Below are 23,586 nucleotides of genomic sequence, written 5' to 3' on the forward strand. Positions count from 1 at the left end.
AATGAGGGCTGAAGCATCGATCCTTCTGATGTTTGAGCCGCGCGGGGCGGGCGTTTGCGGCGGATCGGGCGCAGCCGCGGCCGGCGCCTGACCGCCGTTCGCGGCCGGCCCGGCCCGGGCGGCGACACGCGGTGCAACGCGGGTCGCCGCGGCGGCATCAGAAGCGGTCGGCGAGCCCCATCGCCGGGTCGCTGACCGAGTGGCGGCCGGTTTCGACGCGGCCGGCGACGCGGCGCGAGAAACTCGCGTCGCTGTCCGCGGTGACGATGAAGTCGTACCAGTGGCCGGTCGAGTCGAGCTTCCAGTGCAGTTCGGCCTGGTCGCCGGCGCGCACCGTGACCGTCCACGTGGTACCGGTACCGTGGCCGTGACCCTGGCTATTGCCGTCCTCGTTGCCGTGACCGCGATCGTCGTGTGCGCCGCGCCCGGACAGCGGCCCGTAGACCTGGTTCGACTTCACGGTGAAGCGCACCGTCCCGCCGCCGTGGTTGCGCAGCTTCAGGTGGAGGTTGCCGCTCGCGCCCGCATAGCCGACGCGAACTTCCGGATGCGGCGCGCGTGCACCGGCGAGGCGGCCGAGGTCGCCGGTGAAGCGGCGGTGATAGCCGTTCGGGCCCAGTACCCACAGGTCATATTTACCGCCGTTGTCGGCGCGCGCGGCCCAGTCTCCGTGCAGCGTCTTGCCCGGTTCGACGACGTAGCGCTGCGGCAGGCGGTCGAGGTGCAGCTTGTCATAGACGTGAAACACGGCGGCGGCGCGGCCCGTGTTCGCGAACTTCAGCGTGACCGTGCCGTTGCCGGCATCGGCACGCGCGCTGGCATGCAGTTCGTAAGGCAGCGCGCGCGACGGGCGCACGCCGGTCGCCTGCGCGGGCAGCGACGGCGCGGCCGGCGGCACGATCTTCGGCGCAGCCTGTTGCGCGGCGCTCAGCGCGTCGACCTGGCTTTTCGTCGTATGGCCCGCGAGCGTCGGCAGCGGTTCGTTGTTCGGCGAGCGGAAGTTGAACGCGCTCGTCAGGTCGCCGCACACCGCGCGGCGGTACGCGCTGATCTGCGGCTCCGCGACGCCGAAGCGCTTTTCGAGGAAGAGCAGCGTCGACGTATGGTCGAACACCTGCGAGTTGACCCAGCCGCCGCGGCTCCACGGCGACACGACCCACATCGGCACGCGCGGGCCCGGGCCGTACGGACGGCCGTCGATTGCAGGCTGGCTCGACGTGGCCGGCGTGAAGTCGTGGTACTCGGGGGCGACGTCGGCATCCCGCAGTGTATGGCCGCCCGCGAGCGTGCCGTCGGCGTTGCGCGACGGCACGGCCGGCGACGGCAGGTGGTCGAAGAAGCCGTCGTTCTCGTCGTAGTTGATCAGCAACACGGTTTTGCTCCACACGTCCGGGTTGGCCGTGAGCGCATCGAGCACCGCCTGCACGTACCAGCCACCCTGCGCGGGGCTCGACGGCCCCGGGTGTTCGCTGTACACGGACGGCGGAATGATCCACGACACCTCGGGCAGCGTGCCGTTGCGGATGTCGTCGCGGAACGATTCGAGGAAGCCGTACGGCATCGTGTTGCCGAACCCTTTCGCGAGCGGGCTCAGCGGATCGTCGATCGCCGGATCGTAGAACGCGCCGGCCGCCGTCACGGGCTGCGTGATGTCCGTCGACGCGACGTACGCGGGCCGGCGCGCGGGCGGCATCTGCTCGATCGCCGCGCGCCAGTGGCGGAAGCTCATCATCTCGTTGCAGCCGAAGTTGTCGATCAGGCTCTGGTAGACCTTCCAGTGCACGCCGGCCTGCTGCAGCCGGTCGGCGTAGGTGGTCCAGGTCCAGCCCTGGCTCGACGGGCCGATGTCGTTGCCGCCGTTGAACTGGTTGTTCAGCGCGGCGATCTTCACGCGGCTGCCGTCGGCCGGGCTGATGCCGTTCGGGCCGTTGGTGCCGCTCCAGTAGAACAGGCGGTTCGCGATCGTGCCCGTGTGCATCCCGCAGTGGTAGTGGTCGCACAGCGTGAACGCATCGGCGAGCGCGCGCTGGAACGGGACTTCCGCCGCGTCGTAGTAGCCCATCGACAGCGGCGTCTTCGCGTCGGGCCAGCGGTTCATCCGGCCGTGGTCCCACGCGGCCTGTGCATCGGCCCACGTGTGCGGCGTGCCGCCCGCGCGCTGCGCGTTGCCCTGGCTCGCGTCGAGGTGATACGGCGTGACGGTGGTGGCGGGCGCCGGCTTCGTGTACGTCTGGTAGAACACGTTGCGGCCGTTCGGCGACGGCACCGCAAAGCGGTCGCCGTAGCCGCGCACGCCCTTGAACGTGCCGAAGTAGCTGTCGAATGCGCGGTTCTCCATCATCAGCAGTACGACGTGCTTTACGTCCTTGATGGTCCCCGTTTCGTGAAACGCGGGAATCGCGAGCGCGCGGCGGATGCTTGGCGGAAACGCGGACAGCGCGGCGGCGGCGAGGCCGGAAGTGGCGGTCTGCTGGAGGAATTTACGGCGTGACGTCATGGCGTTCGGGTCCTGTGATGATGGGAGCGTTCGTGACTTCGTCTGGAGGTGCCCCTGCGTCGCCCCCTGGGACGATTCACGCGGCGTGTGCGTTCGAGTGCATCGGCCGCGCAGGGCGGAGATGTGCGCATCGTGCGACGCGTGATGTCGCGCGGATGCCTTGGCCGTCGCCGCGATCCTGTGCAACGCGCGCTCGTGATGCGCGGGCCGGGACGTCGGCACACGCCGGCCCGGCGCGTGCCGGGATGGGCGGCGCCCAGTCTAGGGAGACGACGTGACGTCGACGTGATGAAGGCATGACATCGCATGTCGCGCGCGTGACGTTGCGTGCGCAACGATTGATCGGGATGCGATGCACGACGAAAGCGAGTCAGGAATTACCGATTGCAGTGTGCGGAATCGGTCAGATTTTTCCGGTTCGCGGTGGCGTGGAGCCGCGTGATCGCGTGTCGTTGCGGGTGCAACGGCATCGCATGACGCCCATGTTTCAAATGCGTGAAATCGGATAAGCTCGATCTGTTGCTGCGCATGTGCGCAGTCCGCGCGACTGGCGCGACTTTTCGGAACCGGCCCACCCATGACCGACATCAAGATCCGGCACAGCGAGACGCACGACATCGACGCGATCCGGCAGATCGCCGCGCATCCCACGGTGTACGCGAATACGTTGCAGCATCCGTTTCCGTCGTTCGAGAAATGGCAGAAGCGGCTCGACGGTGTGCGCGAGCACGGCGTGAGCCTCGTCGCCGAAATCGACGGCGTGGTGGTCGGCCATCTCGGCCTGCATCCGGAACAGAATCCGCGCCGGCGCCACGCGGCAGGGCTCGGCATGATGGTCGACGCGGCGCGTCACGGGCGCGGCATCGGCAGCCGGTTGCTCGCGGCCGCGATCGATCTCGCGGAAAACTGGCTGAACATCACGCGTCTCGAGTTGACCGTGTTCACCGACAACCGCGCGGCGATCGCGCTCTACGAGAAGCATGGCTTCCGGATCGAGGGTGAAGCGCCGGGCTATGCATTGCGCGATGGTGTGCATGAGTCCGTGTATCACATGGCGCGGATCAAGGCGCGGCAGTGAAGGCTCGGCCGACGCGTATCCGACAGCACGCGCGGCCGCGATGCCGCGCGTCATATTCATTCGAGAATTCGTTCGTTTTCCCCCGACTGTGCGCGTCGTATCGTTGAACGATTTGCCGGTCGCCTCGGCCGGCGTGCGCATTTCCGTAACGATCATGCGCGGCGTTGCACGTCGGCTGGTTTCATCGTCATCGCTTCATGGCTGTCTTTGCACAGCCGCTGCTTCGCGCGCCTCACCTTCCCGCAACCGTCTCTTTCAACGGACCCGCTTCGATGAAAACCGCTCTCCGGAATCTGACCGCCGCCTGCCTGCTCGCCGCCGCGGGTGCGGCGCTTGCCGCCGCCACGCCTACCGGCGCCCCGGTGGCGAGCGCGTCGCCTGACGGCGCGCACCTGCCGCCCGGCATCGCGTGGCAGCACGGCGACGTCGACGCCGCCTTCGCGTTGGCGAAGCGCACCGGCAAGCCGCTGCTGCTCTACTGGGGCGCGGTGTGGTGCCCGTCATGCAACCAGGTGAAGTCGACGATCTTCAGTCAGCAGGCATTCAAGACCCGTTCGTCGTTCTTCGTGCCCGTGTATCTCGACGGCGATACCGAAAGCGCGCAGAAGCTCGGCGAGCGTTTCAAGGTGCACGGCTATCCGACGATGATCCTGTTCCGTCCCGACGGCACCGAGGTGACGCGGTTGCCGGGCGAAGCCGATCTCGATCGCTACATGCAGGCGCTGTCGCTCGGGATGACGGCCGCGCACCCGGTGCGGCAGACGCTCGCGACCGCACTGAAGAACGGTGCGTCGCTGACACCGGACGAATGGCGCCTGCTGGCCGACTATTCATGGGATACCGACGGTGCGCTGCCGGTGCAGGCCGATCGCGTCGCCGAGACGCTGCAGTCGCTCGCGCAACGCGCGCGGACGGCCGGCGCGAAGGCCGAATCGGCGCGCTTCGCGTTGAAGTCGGCGGTGGTCGCCGCGTCCGACGATCCGGCGCAGGCCGGTGCGCTCGACAAGGCGGCGCTTGCCGATTCGTTGCGCACGGTGCTGCAGGATCCTGCGTTGTCGCGTGCCGATTCGGATGTGCTGGTTGCGGCGCCCGCGCGCGTGGTTGCGTATCTCGGCGGCGACGACGCGCAGCGCACGAAATTGCGCGGTGCGTACGATGCGGCGCTCGCGCGCCTGTCGACCGATACCACGCTGTCGTCGATCGACCGGCTGATGGCGCTGCACGGCCGCGTGCTGCTCGCCCGCGGCGATGCACGCAAGGGTGCACCGCTGGCGGCGCCGGCGCTGGCCGACACGGCGCGCAAGCAGATCGCCGCGTCGGTGCAGGGCGCCGCGAATGCATACGAGCGGCAGGCGCTCGTCAGCGAAGGTGCGGACACGCTGACCGACGCCGGGCTGTACGACGAGTCGGATGCGTTGCTGAAGACCGAGCTGACGCGTTCGTCCACGCCGTACTACTTCATGTCCGGGCTGGCTGCGAATGCGAAGGCGCGCGGCGACAAGGCCGCGGCGCTCGACTGGTACCGCAAGGCCTATGATTCGGCGAGCGGGCCGGCCACGAAGCTGCGCTGGGGCGCGACCTACTTTGCGAATGCGGTCCAACTGGCGCCGGACGATTCGGCGCGCATCGAAGGGATTGCCGCGAGCGTGCTCGCGCAGGCCGACAAGACGCGGGACGCGTTCTACGGCGCGAACCTGCGTGCGCTGACCAAGGTCGTCACGCAGTTGAACCGCTGGCGCGGCAGCGGTGCACACGAGGCATCGGTTAAATCGATCGCGAAGCAGTTCGACGGCATCTGTGGGAAACTGCCCGCCGGCGATCCGCAGGCAAGTGCCTGCGCGCGCTTGATCCAGCCGGTCAAGGCATAGCATCCGGTGGCGCAGCGCAGGCTTTCGGGATGCCGGCCGGCGCTTTTCCCGATACCAACGAGGCCACCGACACCATGCCCCACCTGACGCTCGAATATTCCGCGAACCTCGACGGGTTCGACGCCGGCGCAACCTTGCGCGCACTTAATACCGCGCTTGCCGCGTCCGGCCATTTCGATGAGCTCGACATCAAGAGCCGCGCGCTGCGGTTCGATACATTCGCGGTCGGTACGTCGTCGGCGCCGCGCGCGTTCGTCCACGCGAAGCTCGCGGTGCTGAGCGGCCGGACGACCGACGTCAAGCGCGAACTCTCGGAGCAGGTGCTGGCGGAACTGAAGCGGCACGTCGTCGCGCCGTCCGGCACGCACCTGCAGCTGTGTGCGGAAATACTCGAACTGGAACGCGAGTCCTACGCGAAAGCGAGCATCGAGCCGCGCTGAGCGAGCGGTGCGGCGCGCGCTGCGCGGGCCGGGAACGTGGCGCTGACGCGCGCGCAGCCGGCGGATTCGGAACCGGATTATTGGCCCGGGGAGTACGCGCCGCGATTGCCATAGCCGGCGCCCGCATCATGCGGCGCACCCTGCTGCCGGGCGATCTTTGCCTCGGCGGCCTGAATGCTGGCCGGGTAGAACCAGTCGCTCGGCTGGAAGCCGGCTTTTCTCAGCGCAACCACTTCAGAATGAACTTCGGCGCGCGTGAGCGGCTGGTTGGCTTGCGCCTGCGCGGCGACGGGAGCGGCGAAGGCGGCAGCGAGGGCGATGGAGCGGATGAGCGGGTTCATGAGCGGATACCTCCAGGTTTTCGACGGTGCCGATCGCATACGGTGACCGTCGAAAGCAGTGTAGGCGCCGCCCGACGCGCGAAAAATGCCGCTGGGACCAACGTAGTGTTCTGCTGCGGACAACAATGAGTGAGCCGGCGAGAGCGCCTGGGCGGCGTGCGGCAAAAAGGGGGAGGAGCGGAGGAGAAGCCGGCCGCATCGCCGCGGCCGGCGGGCAGCGGCCCGGAGACGGGCCGCTGCGGAGCTGTTACACGAGCCCCGTCGAGTAGTACACGGCGATCACGAAGAACACGGCGAGTGTCTTGATGATCGTGACCGCGAAGATGTCGCGATACGACTCGCGGTGCGTGAGGCCCGTGACCGCGAGCAGCGTGATCACCGCGCCGTTGTGCGGCAGCGTGTCCATGCCGCCGCTCGCCATCGCGACGACCCGGTGCAGCACGTCCAGCGGGATATTCGCGGCCTGCGCACCCTTGATGAACAGATCCGACATCGCGGCGAGCGCGATGCTCATGCCGCCCGACGCCGAGCCCGTGATGCCGGCGAGCGAGCTGACCGACACGGCCGCGTTGACGAGCGGGTTCGGAATGCTCTTCAGTGCATCGCTGACGACGAGGAAGCCCGGCAGCGCGGCGATCACGCCGCCGAAGCCATATTCCGACGCGGTGTTCATCGCGGCGAGCAGCGCGCCGGCGACGGCGGCCTTCGAACCGGTCGCGAAACGGCCGCTCACGCGCTTGAACGCGGTCAGGATGACCAGCACGATACCGAGCAGCAGCGCGGCCTCGACCGACCAGATCGCGACGACGGTCTTGATCGACGTCGTGACCGGCGCGTGCACGCCGGGCAGCACGTCCGGCGCGACCGTGTACGACGCGGCGCCGTACCACTGCGGAATCAGCTTCGTGAATGCGAAGTTCGACACGCCGACGAGGATCAGCGGCAGGATCGCGAGCGCGGGATGCGGCAGCGACGTGGTCTCGACGCGCTCCGGCTCGTTGACGAGCGACGTGCCGTAGCCTTCACCCTTCGCCATCGCCGTACGGCGGCGCCATTCGAGATACGTGAGGCCGACGACGATGATGAACAGCGAGCCGATCGTGCCGAGCGCGGGCGCGGCCCAGGCAGTCGTCTTGAAGAACGTGGTCGGGATGATGTTCTGGATCTGCGGGGTGCCGGGCAGCGAATCCATCGTGAACGAGAACGCGCCGAGCGCGATCGCGCCGGGCATCAGCCGTTTCGGGATGTTGCTCTGGCGATAGAGTTCGGCCGCGAACGGATAGACCGCGAACACCACGACGAACAGCGACACGCCGCCATAGGTGAGCAGCGCGCACACCGCGACGATCACCGCATTCGCGCGTGAACGGCCGATGTAGCGGATCGCCGCATGGACGATCGACTCGGAGAACCCGGAGAGTTCGATCACCTTGCCGAACACTGCGCCGAGCATGAACACCGGGAAATACAGTTTGACGAAGCCGACCATCTTCTCCATGAAGATGCCGGAGAAGACCGGTGCGACGGCGGCGGGTTCGGTCAGGAGCACCGCGCCGAGCGCGGCGATCGGCGCGAACAGGATCACGCTGTAGCCGCGATACGCGGCGAACATCAGGAACGCCAGCGCGGCGAGGACGATCACGAAAGACAAGGGAGTCTCCTAATGGCTTTGGTTGTTGTTCGATCGCGCGATGCGCCGCGGACCGGCTCAGGTTCGTGCAGGTTTCGTGCCATCGGCCGGATTGCGCCGCCGGACGTGGGTCCGCCGGAGATCGGCGGGCCCGCGCCGGTCGTTGTCTGAGGATTCTACATAAAACGTCTCCATTCGGAGACGAAATGGCTGTCCGGCCAGCTCGTGGAGTCGGGCAGGGCTTTCCCGGACAACGCATTGCGGCGTGTCTCCAGAGTGAGATAATCCGTCTCGTTCTGGAGACAACCGGTCGAAAATACACGGAGACGAAGACACGATGATGAACGACTGGGCCCGCCTGCCCGTCAACTACGGCGACGTGCTGCGGCGCGCCGCCGAGTCGCTGTTCCGGACCTTCGAGGATTCGAGCGCGGGCACGGTGGTCGTCGATCGCGATGCGCGCGTCGTGTGGATGAACGAGCGGTACGCGGCGCGCTTCGGCTTCGCCGATCCGCAGCAGGCCGTCGGCCTCGACTGCGAGGCCGTGATCCCGAACAGCCTGATGCGCGAGGTCGTGTCGACCGGGCAGCCGATCCTGCTCGACATCATGGAGACGGGCCGCGAGCCGCTCGTCGTCACGCGCCTGCCGCTGAAGAACGAGGCGGGCGAGACGGTTGGTGCGATCGGCTTCGCGCTGTTCGACCAGTTGAAGACGCTCACGCCGATCTTTTCCCGCTACGCGCAGCTTCAGCAGCAACTGATCGCGACGCAGCGTTCGCTCGCGCAGGCGCGCCGCGCGAAATACACGTTCGCGAGCTTCGTCGGTACGAGCGCCGCGAGCCTCGAAACCAAGCGCCAGGCGCGCCGCGCCGCGCAGGTCGATTCGCCGGTGCTGCTGCTCGGCGAGACGGGCACCGGCAAGGAACTGCTCGCCCATGCGATTCACGCGGCGTCCGCGCGTGCGCTCCAGCCGCTCGTGACCGTCAACGTCGCCGCGATTCCCGACACGCTGCTCGAAACCGAATTCTTTGGCGCGGCACCTGGCGCATACACGGGCGCCGATCGCAAAGGGCGCATCGGCAAGTTCGAGCTGGCCGATCGCGGCACGCTGTTTCTCGACGAAATCGGCGACATGCCGTTGCCGCTGCAGGGCAAGCTGCTGCGCGTGCTGCAGGACAAGGAATTCGAGCCGGTCGGCTCGAACCGGATCGTGCGCGCGGACGTCCGGATCATCGCTGCCACGAGCGCCGACTTGCCGGCGCTGGTCGCGGCCGGGCGTTTTCGCGCGGATCTCTATTACCGGCTGAACGTGCTGACGATCCATGCGCCGCCGCTGCGCGAGCGCGCGTCCGACATCGCGGCGCTTGTCTACGCGACGCTCGAAGAGCTGGCCGCGCAGCACGGGCGCGCCGCCCATTGCGAGCTGACCGACGATGCGCTGCGGATGCTGTGTGCGTATCCGTGGCCGGGCAACGTGCGCGAGTTGCGCAATACGCTCGAACGCGCGCTGATGCTGTCGGACCGGTCGGTGATCGATGCGCGCGCGCTCGCGCCGTTTCTTGGGCCGGTGCGCGTATCGACGGACGGGGCAGCATCGGCGCAGCCGCTGGCCGTGTCGCCGGTGGGGCGACGCGCGGGCGAGGTGCCCGCTGCGTCGGCCGCTTCGTATGCCGATGCATTGGCGGCGTGGGAGCGCCAGTTCCTGACCGATGCGCTGGCGGCCTGCGACGGGAAGGTGGTGGAAGCGGCCGCGCGCATCGGGATCGGCCGCGCGACGCTGTACAAGAAACTGGCGGCGCTGGGCATCGACCGGTAAGCCGATCGGCCAGGCCGACGCGCTCGGACGTGAAGCATCGAACAGGAGATCACGATGAAACGGATCGGCATCGCAGGGTGGCTGACCCTGCTGCTGGCGACCTCTGCGTTCGCGCAGTCCGGCGACACCGATGCGCCCGAGGCACGGCGCAACTGGTACAACGATCCGTTCATCGCGCTGTCGCGGGACGTGGCCGAATGCCCGTTGCCGCTCGGCCCGTGGATGACCCGGGCCGAGATGACGGACGACGCGCATTACCGTGCCGAACGCGGCACCACCTGCTGGCTCGCGCATCGCTGTACGAAGCCGAATTCGTATATGTATGACGCGCCGATCGCCGACGCCGTGAAGGCGCACTTCGCCGGCTCCGATCGGCTGCATGGCACGAGCCTGTGGATCACCGTGCAGCGACGTTTCATTTACGTCGAAGGATGTGCCGACACGGCGTTCGATCGACAGGCGTTGCAGCGCGAACTCGAGGCGCTTCCGGACGTCGAGCAGGTGTTCGTTCGCATCACCGACGATCCGCGCAAGAGCCTGCCGTACAAGGCGCGCGGGCAACCCGGCCGTACGCCGAACTGACGGCCGAAGGGCCGCGCATGGCATACTCGCGACATTCAAAAAAAGGTTGACGGGAAGAACAATGAAACACATGCTTGCGTCGGTCTGTCGGTGGCCTCGGGCGGCCGTTGTTTTGGCTCTGGTTGCAGGGCTCGGCGGGTGTGGCGGCAGCGCGCCGCTGTTCACTTCGGACGGGCGTCCGACTACCCAGGTGCAATGCACCGGCAGCGACTGGAGCAATTGCACGGACAACGCCCGGGCGATCTGCAACGGCGATTTCGAAGTGCTTCAGCAATCGACCGATGACGCCACGCGAAATCTTCTCTTCGCGTGCAAGAAGAAGAGCGGTTATTGATCCCGAGATAACCGGCTGAGGCGACCACGATCGGGCGAAGCGTTTTTCTGTTGGCTGAGAGTCATCTATTTTTCACGAATAACACTCACGGAGTCCCATCCATATGGCGACCTACAGGCAACTGACCGCACAGCTCGAACGGCTTCAGCAAAAGATCGACAAGGAGCGCGAAAAGGCGATTGCCGACGCGATTGCCGATATCCGCGCGAAAATCGAGGAATACGACATTACGCCGGAAGAGCTCGGGTTTCGTCCGGTAGGCGCGGCCGCTGCCGCAGCAAAGCCGAAGCGTGCGTCGCCGCCGAAATACCTGAACCCGAAGACGGGCGAAACGTGGAGTGGCCGCGGGCGCTCGCCGACGTGGCTCGGCAAGAATCGCGAACGTTTCCTGATCAAGGACTGACTCCCGAAAAACCTCACCTTTCGCGTACTGACTGACGGTGCGATCGGCCATGCGGCCGTCGCACCGTTTTGTTTTTGTGCATTCCCGGCGCGATTCCGGACGGCGTATTGAACTGCGACGCCGCGCAATCAACGGATCCCGTTTTGCGAATTCGCTGCGATTCGACGGCATATCGCGGCGAATTCCGGTAAACAGCCGTGCAATTGCGCAGCCCATGCGCGTCGGCCCGCGCCATTCTCGTGGTGCACGCGTGCTGCAAATTCCGATCACCTTTCGCGTGTTGGCGCGTGGCGCCGTGCAATTCCCGAAGAGTCTCACCATGGCTCCTGTAAATCCTCACCTTTGACGAAGCGGACGCTGCGTCGCGCTGCACGCCTGCACCGTGTGCGCCGAGCGAATGTGCTCGGCCGGTACGCGGCGATGGCTTCCGTACTCGTGTTGCAGATCCATGATGCGAGCGTTGACGTGGGTCGAACAGTCGGCCGTTCGGCATATAGGCAGCCGCATGCGCTTCGCCTATGCTTTGGGTTCGCGTCGATCGGCGTATGGCCTCTCCGTGCCGCATGCCGATCGGGTCGTCTTTCGTTACCGCAGGGAGCCGATGTGACCGTTCGCCATCTCGATGCGTTGTTCCAGCCCAAGTCCGTTGCGGTCGTCGGTGCGTCGTCGCGCGCGGGCAGTATCGGCGCGATGGTGTGGTCGCGCGTGCTCGACGGCGCGTTCGAGGGGCCCGTGTGGCCCGTCAATCCGAAGTACCGTGACCTGCACGGGCATGCGGTCGTTGCCGATGTCGACCGGTTGCCCGCGCCGCCGTCGGTGGCCGTGATCTGCACGCCGCCCGCGACCTGGGCCGGCATCGTGCGCAAGCTCGGCGAGCTCGGCACGCGCGTCGCGATAATCGTCGGCGAGGCGCGCACGGACGCCGATCGCGCGGCGCTCGATCGCACGCTGAAAGCAGCGAAGCCGTTCGTGCTCCGTATCGTCGGGCCGGGCAGCCTCGGCGTGCTGTCGCCTGCACGGCATGCGCATTTCGGTGCGCCGGCCTATACGGCGCGATCGGGAGGCGTCGCCTGGGTGTCGCAATCGAATGCGCTGACGAACGCGGTGCTCGGCTGGGCCGATGCGCGGGGTCTCGGCTTTTCACATGTCGTCGCGCTCGGCGGCGAGTCCGACGTCGATGCGGGCGACGTGCTCGACTATCTCGCGAGCGATCCCGGCACGCGCGCGATCCTGCTCGAACTCGATACCGTGCGCGCCGCGCGCAAGTTCATGTCGGCCGCGCGCGCGGCTGCGCGCAACAAACCGGTGCTCGCATTGCGCACCGGCCGCGCGGATCCCGGCGACGCGCTCTATACGGCGGCGTTCCAGCGCGCGGGGATGGTGCGTGTCGATGCGCTCGACGATCTGCTCGACGAGATCGAGACGCTCGGCGTCGGTCGCGTCACGGCGCGCGGCGCGGCCACGCTCGTGACGAGCGATGCGGGCGTCGCGAAACTCGCGGTCGATGCGGTGGCGGAGGTGCGTGACGTGCTGGCCGACTGGTCGCCCGCGGCCACGTCGGCGGTGTCGGCCGCGCTGCCGCATCTCGCGTCACCCGGCAATCCGCTGACGCTGGGCGACGATGCGCGCCCCGAGCACTTTGCCGCGGCGGTCAAGGCGCTCGCGCCGTTCCCGCAAACGGGCACGCTGTTCGTCGTCCATTCGACTTCCCACAGCGCGCCTGCCGATGCGGTTGCGCACACGCTGATCGAATCACGGCAGTACGCGCATCGCGGCATCCTCGCGTGTTTCTTCGGCGCGGTCGACGCGGCGACGCGCGATGCGCTGCACGCGAACGGCATTCCCGTGCACACCACGCCGCAGCGGCTCGCGCGCGCGTATGCGCGTCTCGTCGACTACAACCTCGGGCGGCAACTGCTGATGCAAACGCCCGAGGGTACGCCGCCACAGCCGGCCGAGTGTGTTGCATCCGCACAGGCCGACGCGCGCCGGATGGTCGAAGCCGGCCAGCATGAGTTGACCGGCGAAGCCGCGCTGCACTGGCTGTCCCGTTTCGGCTTGCAGGGCGAGCCGGCTGTTGAGCCGGCCGGGAAGAAAGTCGTCGATGTCACCGTCGACATGTATGACGATTCGAACTTCGGCCCGGTGTTTCGCTATGCGGTGCCGCCGGCGGACGGTGTATCGGCGCCGTTCGTCGTCTATGGCCTGCCGCCGCTGAACACCGTGCTCGCTCGCGCGGTGATGGAGCGCTCGCCGTATGCGCGCAGCACGCCCATCGAGCCGACGCTCGACGCGTTGACGGCGCTGTCGCAGGTCGTCTGCGACGTGCGCGAAGTCGTGGCGATGTCGGTCACGCTGCGCGTGCTGCCCGACCGCGCACACGTGATCGCGCCGCGCATCACGCTGGCGGCGGGGCGCAGCCGGCTCGCGATCATGCCGTATCCGCGTCACCTCGAGCAGACGCTCGAATGGCGCGGCGAGACGGTGACGATCCGCCCGATCCGTCCGGAAGACGAGGCCGCGCACAACGAACTGCTCGGCGCGATGACGCCGGACGATCTGCGGATGCGTTTCTTCGGTGCGGTGCGCAGCTTCGATCATTCGCAGGTCGCGCGCATGACGCAGATCGATTACGACCGTGAGATGGCGTTCATCGTGTCGTTCACCGATGTGTCGGGGCGCGACCACACGCTCGCGGTGGCGCGCGCGGTGGCCGATCCCGACAACGAGACGGCGGAGTTCGCGATCGCGGTGCGACCCGATCAGAAGGGCAAGGGGCTTGGCCGGCTGATGATGACGCGGATCATCGACTACGCGCGCTCACGCGGAACCGCATGGATGATCGGCGAGGCGCTGCGCGAGAACTCGGCGATGATCTCGCTGGCGAAGGCGTGCGGGTTTGCAGTGTCGACGACGGAGGAGCCTGGCGTCGTGGGCTTCCGGATGAAGTTGCAGCCGTAGCGTCTACTGACTGCCCAACGCGCAGAGACGTTGCATGCAGTCGATGTCTCCAGCCTCCTTGCACGTTGCGGATGTTCTTGGTCGGGGATGCACGGCGTTCGAACCTGTCTCGCCACGCGAGCGAAGCCGCCGCGAACGTGTCGGCGCCCGTTCGAGACGGAAATATCGGCGCACAAATGGCACCGGTCAGGCACCGCGCGACGCGTACCGCTTGCCGTGATATCCGTCCCGCGTCGCGGTTTTCCGCAAGGTATCCGCACTCGTTTATCGCCGCATTCCACCCTCGAAACTTCGAACTTGCCCAAAAGGTGAGATTTTTCGGGAGCCGTGGGTGAGCTTCTCCGGGAAGGTGGCGGTGAGCTGATACAGGAGCGCTCGGTGAGCCTTCCCGGGAGTGGCCGGTGAGACTCTGCGGGATCGGCCGGTGAGGGTCTCCGGGAGGCGTCGGTGAGCCTTTCCGGGGCGCTTCGGTGAGGTTCTGCGGGAACTGTCGGTGAGGACATCCGGGAGGCTTGGGTGAGCGTTTCCAGGAGCCTTGGTGAGCTTTTTCGGGAGGCGTCGGTGAGCGCTTGCGGGACGTCAAGGTGAGACTTTTCGGGAGCGTCCGGACGCACTGCTCCCGCAAGCGCAGCGCCGGCCAGGGCCGGCGTCACGCAGGGTACGGGCACGCATGAACCGTGCCCGTGGCTACATTCAGGCAGCGAGTTTCAACGCCGCGTCGTTTACCTGATCGCGCGAAATCGCGAGTTCCTCGAGGTGCGGATCGGCATAGACGGCGCCGGTTTCGCGCTCGAGACGGGCGATCGTCAGTGCACAGCGTGCGGCGTCCTTGGGCATCGCGATGAAGCGCTTGACCGATTCGCCGGACGTGAACGCTTCGAACAGCGCGCCGCGCACGTCGTCCGGAAGCGTCTTGGTCCACTGGTACGGCTTGCCGTTGAACGTGATCGACGGCGGCAGCGTGCGTTCCTTCTTGGTCGCCGTGATGAGCCCGTAGGTGCGGGCGGCGTCGCCGATCTGTTCGGGCGAGAAGAGTTCGTCGGGCGTGATGTCGAACTGCTCGATGTAGCTCTCGATCGCCTGCATTGCAGCGGTACGATCGTCGCGCTTCTTCTGCGCGCGCGCGACGATATCGCGCAGCTCGTCCGCCTCTTCAGGCGTGATCGTGAAGCTTGCCTGCTTCTGCTGAAGTTCGGAGAAACGCTGGAATTCTTGATCGTTCAGAAGTTTGGCCATGACATCCATCGGACACGACGGCCGCGACAACCGGCCGCCGTAGTTTTTGAGAGGGCCGCTATTTTAGCGTAGCGCCGTGTGCGCACGATATGGCACCGTGTGTCGCGCTCCGCGGAAGGGGGGGGGCGCGACCGGGGGCGACGCGATTGTGCTGCTCCCGGTGCGCTCCGCCGAGCCTGCGCGTCAGCAGGTCTCGTCGCGGCACATCGACAGATTGGCGGCCGTGTCGCGCAACCCTTCGACGACCGTGTCGACGGACGGCGCCGTGTGCGCATCGATCCGGCGCATGTATGGGCAGGTCAGCACCGCGATCGCATGGCCGGACGGCCCGAGGATCGGCGCGGTCAGGTCGGTCACGCCGTATGCCTGGCGGCTGTCCTGGCGCAGGTAACCGTCTTGCCGGATGGACTGGCACGCATACGCGAGTTCCTGCTCGTTCAGCGGCCCTTCGCCCTTGACCTTGCGGTGCTCGGCGAGCATGTGTGCGCGCTGCTCGGCGCCCTGGAACGACAGCATCACGCGCCCCGATGCCGTATCGGCGAGCCCGACGCGCGAGCCGAGCCGGACCGACACGCCCCACGAGCCGGGCCCGTCGACCTGCGCGATCACGAGCAGGTTGCCGCGATCGTAGACGGACAGGTGGCACGATTGTTCGGAGGCGTCGGCGAAACGCTGCATCGGCGGCAAGGCTTCGGCAATCAGCCGGCTCATCGGCGGATGCCGGTGCGCGAGTGAGAACAGCTTGAGGCTGAGGGTGTAGCGGTCGCCGCCGGTCGAGCGCATCACGTAGCGGCGCGCGACGAGGCGTTCGAGCATCCGGTAGATCTCGCTCGCGTTACGGCCGAGTTCCTTCGTGATTTCAGTGCGGGTGAGGCCTTCTTTCTGCTCCGAAAGGAGTTCGAGAATGTCGAGACCCTTGTCGAGCGCGGGTGCACGGTAGCGGTCGATTGCGCCCATCGATTCCCGTGCGTCGCAGCCGGGAAGCAGGTCGTTGGTTGTTTGCATTGTTGGTGTGAAGTTGGAGGGATTACTTTCGATCGATTGGCGACGCACGCTGGCCGATTCTGCAACACGCATGTGTCGGGCCCGCGTGTGGCGACGAACGCCATCCGTTTGAGCTTAACAACAAACATTTAGTGTGCAATGCAGCGTCTTTTTACCGATCGTTACCAAACAAGAACGGATCGATTCCCTTCCGGGATGACAGGGAAGCCCCGAATACCCGGTATTCATGACAGGTGGCACCGGTTCAAGGTGTTCGAAAGGAAATCGGGCTGCGGCGCGGCCCGCGATGCTGCGCCGCAGCGTCGGCAGGCGCACCAATAGTCGGTATCCGTCGCGCGTCATTTCACGGTGCGCGGCCGGTGGTACAAAGGCTGGCGGGCCAGCGACGGTGCGGCCGCGCGTGAAGCCGGCCGGTCGGGCCGGACCATGTCGCGGGTGCCGGGCCGTCGTCGCCGATGCGCAGACCGGCGGCCGCCCGTTCGATGCGCGCCGTACTTCCGTGCGGCGCCACGATCGCTGCGCCCGCGCGACCCTCGCGCGTCGACGGCATGCCGGATGCGGCGCCGACGCGCGCAATCGACGATCGACAATCAGTCCGGCGCGCGGCCGCGAAGGGCCGCGTCGGCCGGAATCCTGTCCCATTCGACAACAGAGGTTGAGCACGATGAAACTGCTTCGCTATGGCCCGTCCGGCCAGGAAAAGCCCGGTATTCTCGACGCGGACGGCCGGATTCGCGACCTGTCCGCGCATGTGCCGGACCTGTCCGGCGATGTGCTGTCCGACGCGGGTCTCGCGCGGCTGCGCGCGATCGATCCGGCCACGCTGCCGCTCGTGTCAGGCGAGCCGCGCATCGGCGCGTGCGTCGGGCATGTCGGCAAATTCATCGGCATCGGCCTGAACTACGCCGATCACGCGGCCGAAGCCGGCATGCCGGTGCCGAAGGAGCCGGTCGTGTTCGGCAAGTGGACGAGCTCGATCTGCGGCCCGAACGACGGCATCGACATCCCGAAGGGCTCGGTCAAGACCGACTGGGAAGTCGAGCTGGGCGTCGTGATCGGCGCGACCTGCAAGGACGTCGACGAAGCGCGCGCGCTCGATTACGTCGCGGGCTACTGCGTCGTCAACGACGTGTCCGAACGCGAATGGCAGATCGAGCGCGGCGGCCAGTGGGACAAGGGCAAGGGCTTCGACACGTTCGGCCCGATCGGTCCGTGGCTCGTCACGCGCGACGAGGTGCCCGATCCGCAGCGCCTCGACCTGTGGCTCGAAATCGACGGCCACCGTTATCAGAACGGCAACACGCGCACGATGGTGTTCACCGTCGCGCAGCTGATCGCCTATCTGTCGAGCTGCATGACGCTGCAGCCGGGCGACGTGATCACGACCGGTACGCCGCCGGGCGTCGGCATGGGCATCAAGCCGTCGCCGGTATTCCTGAAGGCCGGCCAGATGGTGCGGCTCGGTGTGGAAGGGCTCGGCGAGCAACTGCAGCACACGCGCGACGCGCGATAGCCGCGCATTCGGCGATCCCGTCGAACGACCGCCGCCGGCGGTCGGCGGGCGCCGGATACCGATGGTTCAAAGGCAAGGGCCCGATTCCGCATTGCGCGGAATCGGGCCCTTGCCATTCGTACGCGGGCGGGATCAGACGACGTTGTCGAGTTCGCAATGCGCTTCCAGCCGATACCCGTCGGGATCGACGACGAACGCCGCGTAGTAGCCGGGGCCGTAGTGTTCGCGCTTGCCGGGTCCGCCGTTGTCCTGGCCGCCGTGCTCGAGCGCGGCGCGGTAGAACGCGTCGACCTCGACGGGCGAAGCGGCCTTGAACGACAGGTGCATCCCCGAGTCGGGATCGGCGGCAACGGGGCGAGCCGCATGCTGCAGCCACAGCTCCGGCTCAGTCGCGCCGTACCCGATGGAGTCATCGTCGCTATACAGCCGTTTGTAGCCGAGTGCGCCGAGCGTGCTGTCGTAGAACGCGCGGCTGCGGCCGATGTGTGCAACGCCGAACGAAAGGTGATCGATCATCTGTTGGCTCCTTGGACTGAGAGGGGACTTCAGTGCGGCAAACCTGCTTATAACCACCATGCCAGCCGCTTGTAGCGGAGTGCGCCGAGCGTGCTGTCGTAGAACGCGCGGCTTCTGTTGTTGTGGATAACGCCGGACAAAAGGCGATCGATCATCTGTGGCTCCTTGAACTGAGGCGGGTGTCAGTGCAGCAAACCTTTTTATAACTATCATGCTGGTTATGTTAGAAAGCGCTCGCAGGCTTGTCAACCGGTATGGTGGTTAGATACGATTCGGGGCATGAGCGATACGCAACCTTCCGTCACGATGGACTGCCTGATTCCGGCGCCGCCCGAAACCCTGAGCATCGATTTCGCGAACACGCTGTACTGGCGCGGCAGCGATCCGCCGACAGAAACCTTCGGCACATTGGGCGATCTGCTGTCATGGTGTCGCGAGCAGGCTGGCGTGCCGGCCGGCCTGGCGGAAGCATGCCGCGCGCGTGGTGAGGAGGCGGGAGAGCCGGCGATGCTGGCGCGCGCACTCGCATTGCGCGAGGCGCTTTATCGGCTCTTTCATGCACAGGCCGAGCAGCGCGAGCCGCAGGCCGACGATCTCGCGCTGCTCGGCGGCTTCCTCGCGGAAGCGGCGCCGCGCGTCGCGCTGGCGCGCATCGATGGCGGCTATGCGTGGCGGATCGGGGAGGGGCGTGCGACGCTGGCCGGGCTGCTGAGCCCGGTACTGTGGTCGGCGATCGACCTGCTCGGCGGTGCGCGGCTCGCGAAGGTCAAGCGTTGCGCGAACGACGCCTGCCAGTGGCTGTTCATCGACGACAGCAAGAACGGCAGCCGCCGCTGGTGTTCGATGTCGTCCTGCGGCAATCGCGCGAAGGCATACCGCCACTATCACAAGGCCGACTGACGGTCGGCCCGTTCACTGCGCGGCAGTCGCCCCTATTTCGCCGACAACTTCCGCCACAACGTCGTCTTGCTGATGCCGAGCATTGCGCATGCGCGGTCGCGGTCGCCGCCGCATGCGTCGAGTACCGCGCGGATCTCGTCGGCTTCCGCGCGACGGCGGCGCGCTTGCAGTGTCTGCGCGTCGTCGCTGTCGGCTGCGTCGGGCGGTGCCGCGAACAGCTCGGGTGCGATCGCTAGCAGCGCGTCGGGATCGAGCGCGCCGCACGCGGCGGCCGGATCGCTTTCGTCGGCTTCCTCGGCCAGCTCCACCGCGATCCGTTCGATTACGTTCTGCAGTTCGCGCACGTTGCCGGGCCACCGGTAGCGTGCGAGCGCAGCCTGCGTTACGCCGAGCACGCGTGCGGCATCGGCGGCGTCGCGCAGGCGTTCGGCGAGGCGCGGTTCGCGCCGCGCGGCCTGTACGAGCAGCGTGGCCGCGAGCGCCGGGATGTCGGCGGCGCGCTCGCGCAGCGGCGGCAGGCCGACGTTCAGGATGTTGAGCCGGTAATAGAGATCCGCGCGGAACGTGCCGGCTTCTACGGCCGCGAGCAGCGGGCGGTGCGTCGCGGCGATCACGCGCACGTCGATGCGGATCGGCTCGGTCGAGCCGAGTCGGATCACCTCGCGCTCCTGCAGCACGCGCAGCAGGCGGCTCTGCAGCGACGGCGGCATCTCGCCGATCTCGTCGAGAAACAGCGTGCCACGGTGGGCGGCTTCGAACAGGCCGGTCTTGCCGCCGCGCCGCGCACCGGTGAACGCGCCTTCCTCATAGCCGAACAGCTCGCTTTCGAGCAGCGCTTCCGGAAACGCGCCGCAATTGACCGCGACGAACGGGTAGCTGCGCCGCGCGGACAGCGCGTGCAGGCTTTGCGCGATCATTTCCTTGCCGGTGCCGCTTTCGCCGAGCACGAGCACGGTCGCATCGGATTTCGCGTAGCGGCGCACGAGATCGCGCACGCGCGCCATCGGCGCCGATGCGCCGACCACGTCGTCGAGCGCGTAGCGCGCCGCGAACTGCTGCGTGGTGGGCTGCGAGCGCAGCGCGCGGTCGAGCCGTTCGACCGCACGCGACTCCTGGAACGTCAGCACGCTGCCCGACGTGACGCCGCGATCGACGAGCGGCCCGCGATGCACGACGTAGCGCACGCCGCGCACGGTCGCGAGCGCGTCGCCGTCCTCGCCGCGCAGCGTGCGCAGCTCGGGCCGCAGGTCGACGAGCGCGCGGCCGACGGCCGCCGCGGGTTCGACCCCGAGCGCCGACGCGAGCCGCTCGTTGATCGCCTCGACACGGCCGCGCGCGTCGAGCGCGACCACGCCGTCGCGCAGGTGCTGGAGCAGGTTGTCGAGCCGCTGGCGGCGGAATGCCTCGGCATGCGTCGCATACGCGACTTCGAGTGCCGTATCGACGGCCTTGCGTACCGATGCGTGCGAATACAGGAACACCGCGCCCATGCCGGCGCTGGCCGCGAGATCGGTGACGAGGCCGGGGCCGACGATCGTCTCGATGCCGCGGTCGCTCAGCTCGTGCACGCAGGCTTCCGCTTCCTGTGCAGACTGATATGACGCAAACTGCACGTCGAGGCTGTACGCGGCGACGAAGCGACGCACTTCGGGCGGGGTTTCCCCGGCGCTGACGAGTGCGATCCGCGACGCGTCGCGCCGTGCGCGCGCAAGCGCCTGCATCACGTCGAAGCCGGTCGGCGACACCACCACCACCGGCACCTGCGCCCGCGTTTTCAGGAAGCCGCCGTTCGAGCCGGCCGCGACGATCACGTCGGGCCGCGCGGTGCCGGCCTCGGCGATCGCGCTGAGCGCATCCTCATAGGCGCGCGTCACGATGCGCACGTCGGCGCGTTCGTCGAATTCGCCGGCGATCTCGCGAAAGAGATCGCGCAGGCGGCTGATGCCCATCGCCCAGATGCGCGGGCGCACCGCGCGATCGGCCGGGCCGACGGGCTTGGTCGAGGAGAGGTCCATGGCGGTCGATTATGCGCGTGCGATTTCATTTTTGAAACATGAGATTGCCGAATTGAAATCGTCGGGCGCTGCCTCGCCCGTGCAAGGTGCTTAAGAATCAGTGGGTTAGCGGCATTGCGTGAGCTGGCCCGGTCCTTGCTGTTAATGGTCGTTCCTTCAGGAGGCCGTTCATGAGCAATACGCATCTTCAGAGCGCCGGCGCGAAATTCCGCGCGGCAGTCGCGGCGGAGCAGCCGCTGCAGGTAGTCGGCGCGATCACCGCCTACGCAGCCAAGATGGCGCAGGCCGTCGGCTTCAAGGCCGTGTACCTGTCGGGTGGCGGCGTCGCCGCGAACTCGCTCGGGATCCCCGACCTCGGCATCAGCACGATGGAAGACGTGCTGATCGACGCGAACCGCATCACCAACGCGACCGACCTGCCGCTGCTGGTCGATATCGATACGGGCTGGGGCGGCGCGTTCAACATCGCGCGCACGGTGCGCTCGTTCATCAAGGCCGGCGTCGCGGCCGTGCACCTGGAAGACCAGGTCGGCCAGAAGCGCTGCGGCCACCGTCCGGGCAAGGAAGTCGTGCCGGTCGAAGAAATGGTCGATCGCGTCAAGGCGGCGGTCGATGCGCGTACCGACGACCAGTTCGTGATCATGGCGCGCACCGACGCCGCCGCGGCCGAAGGGATCGATTCGGCGATCGAGCGCGCGGTGGCCTATGTCGAAGCCGGCGCGGACATGATCTTCCCGGAAGCGATGAAGTCGCTCGACGACTACCGTCGTTTCAAGGCAGCCGTGAAGGTGCCGATCCTCGCGAACCTGACCGAATTCGGCTCGACGCCGCTGTTCACGCTCGACGAGCTGCGCGAGGCGAACGTCGACATCGCGCTGTACTGCTGCGGCGCGTATCGCGCGATGAACAAGGCCGCACTGAACTTCTACGAGACGCTGCGCCGCGACGGCACGCAGAAGGCGGCCGTGCCGACAATGCAGACGCGCGCCGAGCTGTACGACTTCCTCGGCTATCACGAATACGAGCGCAAGCTCGACGAGCTGTTCGCGCAGGGCAAGAAGTAACGCGCCCGCGCACCGGGATTCGATTCCGGAGAGCGCTGCATGGGGCCGCACCAGGCGCTAAAGCGCCAAGTCCGGCCGACAGCTTTGCATGGGGCCGCACCAGGCGCTGAAGCGCCCAGTCCGGCCGACAGCTTTGCAGCGGTCGGGCCCGGCGCCGAGGCGCCGGTTGAACCGGCCTCTGATACCCCCGATACACATTGGAGAGCAGAAACATGAGCGAGACGAAAGACGCAGCAGCACCGGCCGCCGCAGGCGCATTCAAGCCGAAGAAGTCGGTGGCGCTGTCGGGCGTGACGGCCGGCAACACCGCACTGTGCACGGTCGGCAAGACCGGCAACGACCTGCACTATCGCGGCTACGACATTCTCGACGTCGCCGAGTCGTGCGAATTCGAGGAAATCGCGCACCTGCTCGTTCACGGCACGCTGCCGAACCTGACCGAACTGGCCGCATACAAGAACAAGCTGCGCGCGCTGCGCGGCCTGCCGAACGCGCTGAAGGCGGCGCTCGAGCAGATCCCGGCATCCGCGCACCCGATGGACGTGATGCGCACGGGCGTGTCGGTGCTCGGCACCGTGCTGCCGGAGAAGGACGACCACAACCTGCCGGGCGCGCGCGACATCGCCGACCGCCTGATGGCATCGCTCGGCTCGATGCTGCTGTACTGGTATCACTTCTCGCACAACGGCAAGCGCATCGAGACGGAAACCGACGACGACTCGATCGGCGGCCACTTCCTGCACCTGCTGCACGGCAAGACGCCGTCGAAGTCGTGGGTCGAAGCGATGCACACGTCGCTGATCCTGTACGCAGAGCACGAATTCAATGCGTCGACGTTCACCGGTCGCGTGATCGCGGGCACGGGCTCGGACATCTACTCGGCGATCACCGGCGCGATCGGCGCGCTGCGCGGGCCGAAGCATGGCGGCGCGAACGAAGTCGCATATGAGATCCAGAGCCGCTACAGCTCGCCGGACGACGCCGAAGCCGACATCCGTCGCCGCGTCGAGAACAAGGAAGTCGTGATCGGCTTCGGCCACCCGGTCTACACGATCTCCGATCCGCGCAACAAGGTGATCAAGGGCGTCGCGCACAAGCTGTCGAAGGAAGCGGGCGACCTGAAGCTGTACAACATCGCCGAGCGCCTCGAATCGGTGATGTGGGACGCGAAGAAGATGTTCCCGAACCTCGACTGGTTCAGCGCGGTGTCGTATCACATGATGGGCGTGCCGACCGCGATGTTCACGCCGCTGTTCGTGATCTCGCGCACGTCCGGCTGGAGCGCGCACATCATGGAGCAGCGCATCGACAACAAGATCATCCGCCCGAGCGCGAACTACACCGGTCCGGAAGACCTGCAGTTCGTACCGATCGAAAAGCGCTGAAA

19 protein-coding genes are annotated in these 23,586 nt (G+C 67.1%); 12 read left to right on the top strand and 7 right to left on the bottom strand.

Annotated features, from left to right (window positions below):
* Positions 1-157: 157 nt before the first annotated feature.
* Positions 158-2,497 carry a phosphocholine-specific phospholipase C gene (locus BCEP18194_RS23390; protein WP_011353738.1) on the bottom strand — a complete coding sequence of 780 codons (2,340 nt, stop codon included), beginning with the start codon at positions 2,495-2,497 and terminating at the stop codon, positions 158-160.
* Between the two features lie 577 nt (positions 2,498-3,074).
* Between BCEP18194_RS23390 and BCEP18194_RS23395 the strand changes: the two genes are divergently transcribed.
* The 3 genes from BCEP18194_RS23395 (at position 3,075) to BCEP18194_RS23405 (ending at position 5,883) form a co-directional block, all read left to right on the top strand.
* Complete coding sequence (locus BCEP18194_RS23395) at positions 3,075-3,575, top strand: GNAT family N-acetyltransferase (RefSeq protein WP_011353739.1); 501 nt, start codon at positions 3,075-3,077, stop codon at positions 3,573-3,575.
* A gap of 272 nt (positions 3,576-3,847) precedes the next feature.
* Positions 3,848-5,443, top strand: a complete 1,596-nt coding sequence (locus tag BCEP18194_RS23400) for a thioredoxin family protein (RefSeq protein ID WP_041493149.1) — start codon at positions 3,848-3,850, stop codon at positions 5,441-5,443.
* Positions 5,444-5,517: 74 nt separating this feature from the next.
* The gene (locus BCEP18194_RS23405; protein WP_041493437.1) at positions 5,518-5,883 is read left to right on the top strand and encodes a 5-carboxymethyl-2-hydroxymuconate Delta-isomerase; all 366 of its coding nucleotides are present in this window, start codon (positions 5,518-5,520) and stop codon (positions 5,881-5,883) included.
* Positions 5,884-5,960: 77 nt separating this feature from the next.
* Here BCEP18194_RS23405 and BCEP18194_RS23410 read toward each other — a convergent pair whose 3' ends face one another.
* A complete protein-coding gene (locus BCEP18194_RS23410) occupies positions 5,961-6,224 on the bottom strand; it encodes a DUF4148 domain-containing protein (protein WP_011353742.1) in 264 nt (87 codons plus the stop codon).
* Between the two features lie 247 nt (positions 6,225-6,471).
* Positions 6,472-7,875 (bottom strand): GntP family permease, encoded by a 1,404-nt coding sequence (locus BCEP18194_RS23415; protein ID WP_011353743.1) that lies wholly within the window; start codon positions 7,873-7,875, stop codon positions 6,472-6,474.
* Positions 7,876-8,191: 316 nt separating this feature from the next.
* Between BCEP18194_RS23415 and BCEP18194_RS23420 the strand changes: the two genes are divergently transcribed.
* The 5 genes from BCEP18194_RS23420 (at position 8,192) to BCEP18194_RS23440 (ending at position 13,950) form a co-directional block, all read left to right on the top strand.
* The gene (locus tag BCEP18194_RS23420) at positions 8,192-9,670 is read left to right on the top strand and encodes a sigma-54 interaction domain-containing protein (RefSeq protein WP_011353744.1); all 1,479 of its coding nucleotides are present in this window, start codon (positions 8,192-8,194) and stop codon (positions 9,668-9,670) included.
* A gap of 54 nt (positions 9,671-9,724) precedes the next feature.
* The gene (locus tag BCEP18194_RS23425) at positions 9,725-10,252 is read left to right on the top strand and encodes a BON domain-containing protein (RefSeq protein ID WP_011353745.1); all 528 of its coding nucleotides are present in this window, start codon (positions 9,725-9,727) and stop codon (positions 10,250-10,252) included.
* 61 nt (positions 10,253-10,313) lie between these two features.
* Positions 10,314-10,586, top strand: a complete 273-nt coding sequence (locus tag BCEP18194_RS23430) for a hypothetical protein (RefSeq protein WP_011353746.1) — start codon at positions 10,314-10,316, stop codon at positions 10,584-10,586.
* 103 nt (positions 10,587-10,689) lie between these two features.
* Positions 10,690-10,989: an H-NS family nucleoid-associated regulatory protein gene (locus BCEP18194_RS23435; protein ID WP_011353747.1), complete on the top strand. Its 300-nt coding sequence runs from the start codon at positions 10,690-10,692 to the stop codon at positions 10,987-10,989.
* Positions 10,990-11,592: 603 nt separating this feature from the next.
* Entirely contained in the window at positions 11,593-13,950 is a 2,358-nt protein-coding gene (locus BCEP18194_RS23440) for a GNAT family N-acetyltransferase (RefSeq protein ID WP_011353749.1), read from the top strand.
* A 693-nt stretch (positions 13,951-14,643) separates the two neighbouring features.
* On the opposite strand, the gene BCEP18194_RS23445 is transcribed toward BCEP18194_RS23440, so the two are convergent.
* The gene (locus BCEP18194_RS23445) at positions 14,644-15,195 is read right to left on the bottom strand and encodes a hypothetical protein (RefSeq protein ID WP_011353750.1); all 552 of its coding nucleotides are present in this window, start codon (positions 15,193-15,195) and stop codon (positions 14,644-14,646) included.
* 174 nt (positions 15,196-15,369) lie between these two features.
* Entirely contained in the window at positions 15,370-16,191 is an 822-nt protein-coding gene (locus BCEP18194_RS23450; RefSeq protein WP_041493150.1) for an IclR family transcriptional regulator, read from the bottom strand.
* Between the two features lie 664 nt (positions 16,192-16,855).
* Here BCEP18194_RS23450 and BCEP18194_RS23460 point away from each other — a divergent pair.
* Positions 16,856-17,704, top strand: coding sequence for an ureidoglycolate lyase (locus BCEP18194_RS23460; protein WP_011353752.1), 849 nt, complete (start codon positions 16,856-16,858; stop codon positions 17,702-17,704).
* Positions 17,705-17,836: 132 nt separating this feature from the next.
* Here the strand turns inward: BCEP18194_RS23460 and BCEP18194_RS23465 are convergent, their stop codons facing one another.
* Complete coding sequence (locus BCEP18194_RS23465; protein WP_011353753.1) at positions 17,837-18,220, bottom strand: VOC family protein; 384 nt, start codon at positions 18,218-18,220, stop codon at positions 17,837-17,839.
* Between the two features lie 279 nt (positions 18,221-18,499).
* Between BCEP18194_RS23465 and BCEP18194_RS23470 the strand changes: the two genes are divergently transcribed.
* Positions 18,500-19,120, top strand: coding sequence for a CGNR zinc finger domain-containing protein (locus BCEP18194_RS23470; RefSeq protein WP_011353754.1), 621 nt, complete (start codon positions 18,500-18,502; stop codon positions 19,118-19,120).
* 32 nt (positions 19,121-19,152) lie between these two features.
* On the opposite strand, the gene prpR is transcribed toward BCEP18194_RS23470, so the two are convergent.
* Entirely contained in the window at positions 19,153-21,135 is a 1,983-nt protein-coding gene (gene prpR, locus BCEP18194_RS23475) for a propionate catabolism operon regulatory protein PrpR (RefSeq protein WP_011353755.1), read from the bottom strand.
* Positions 21,136-21,305: 170 nt separating this feature from the next.
* Here prpR and prpB point away from each other — a divergent pair, with 170 nt between their 5' ends.
* A complete protein-coding gene (gene prpB / locus BCEP18194_RS23480; protein ID WP_011353756.1) occupies positions 21,306-22,199 on the top strand; it encodes a methylisocitrate lyase in 894 nt (297 codons plus the stop codon).
* Between the two features lie 212 nt (positions 22,200-22,411).
* Positions 22,412-23,584, top strand: coding sequence for a bifunctional 2-methylcitrate synthase/citrate synthase (gene prpC, locus BCEP18194_RS23485; RefSeq protein ID WP_011353757.1), 1,173 nt, complete (start codon positions 22,412-22,414; stop codon positions 23,582-23,584).
* The last annotated feature ends 2 nt before the right edge of the window (positions 23,585-23,586 follow it).

Origin of the sequence: Burkholderia lata (assembly GCF_000012945.1) — a bacterium.
GTDB classification, from domain to species: domain Bacteria; phylum Pseudomonadota; class Gammaproteobacteria; order Burkholderiales; family Burkholderiaceae; genus Burkholderia; species Burkholderia lata.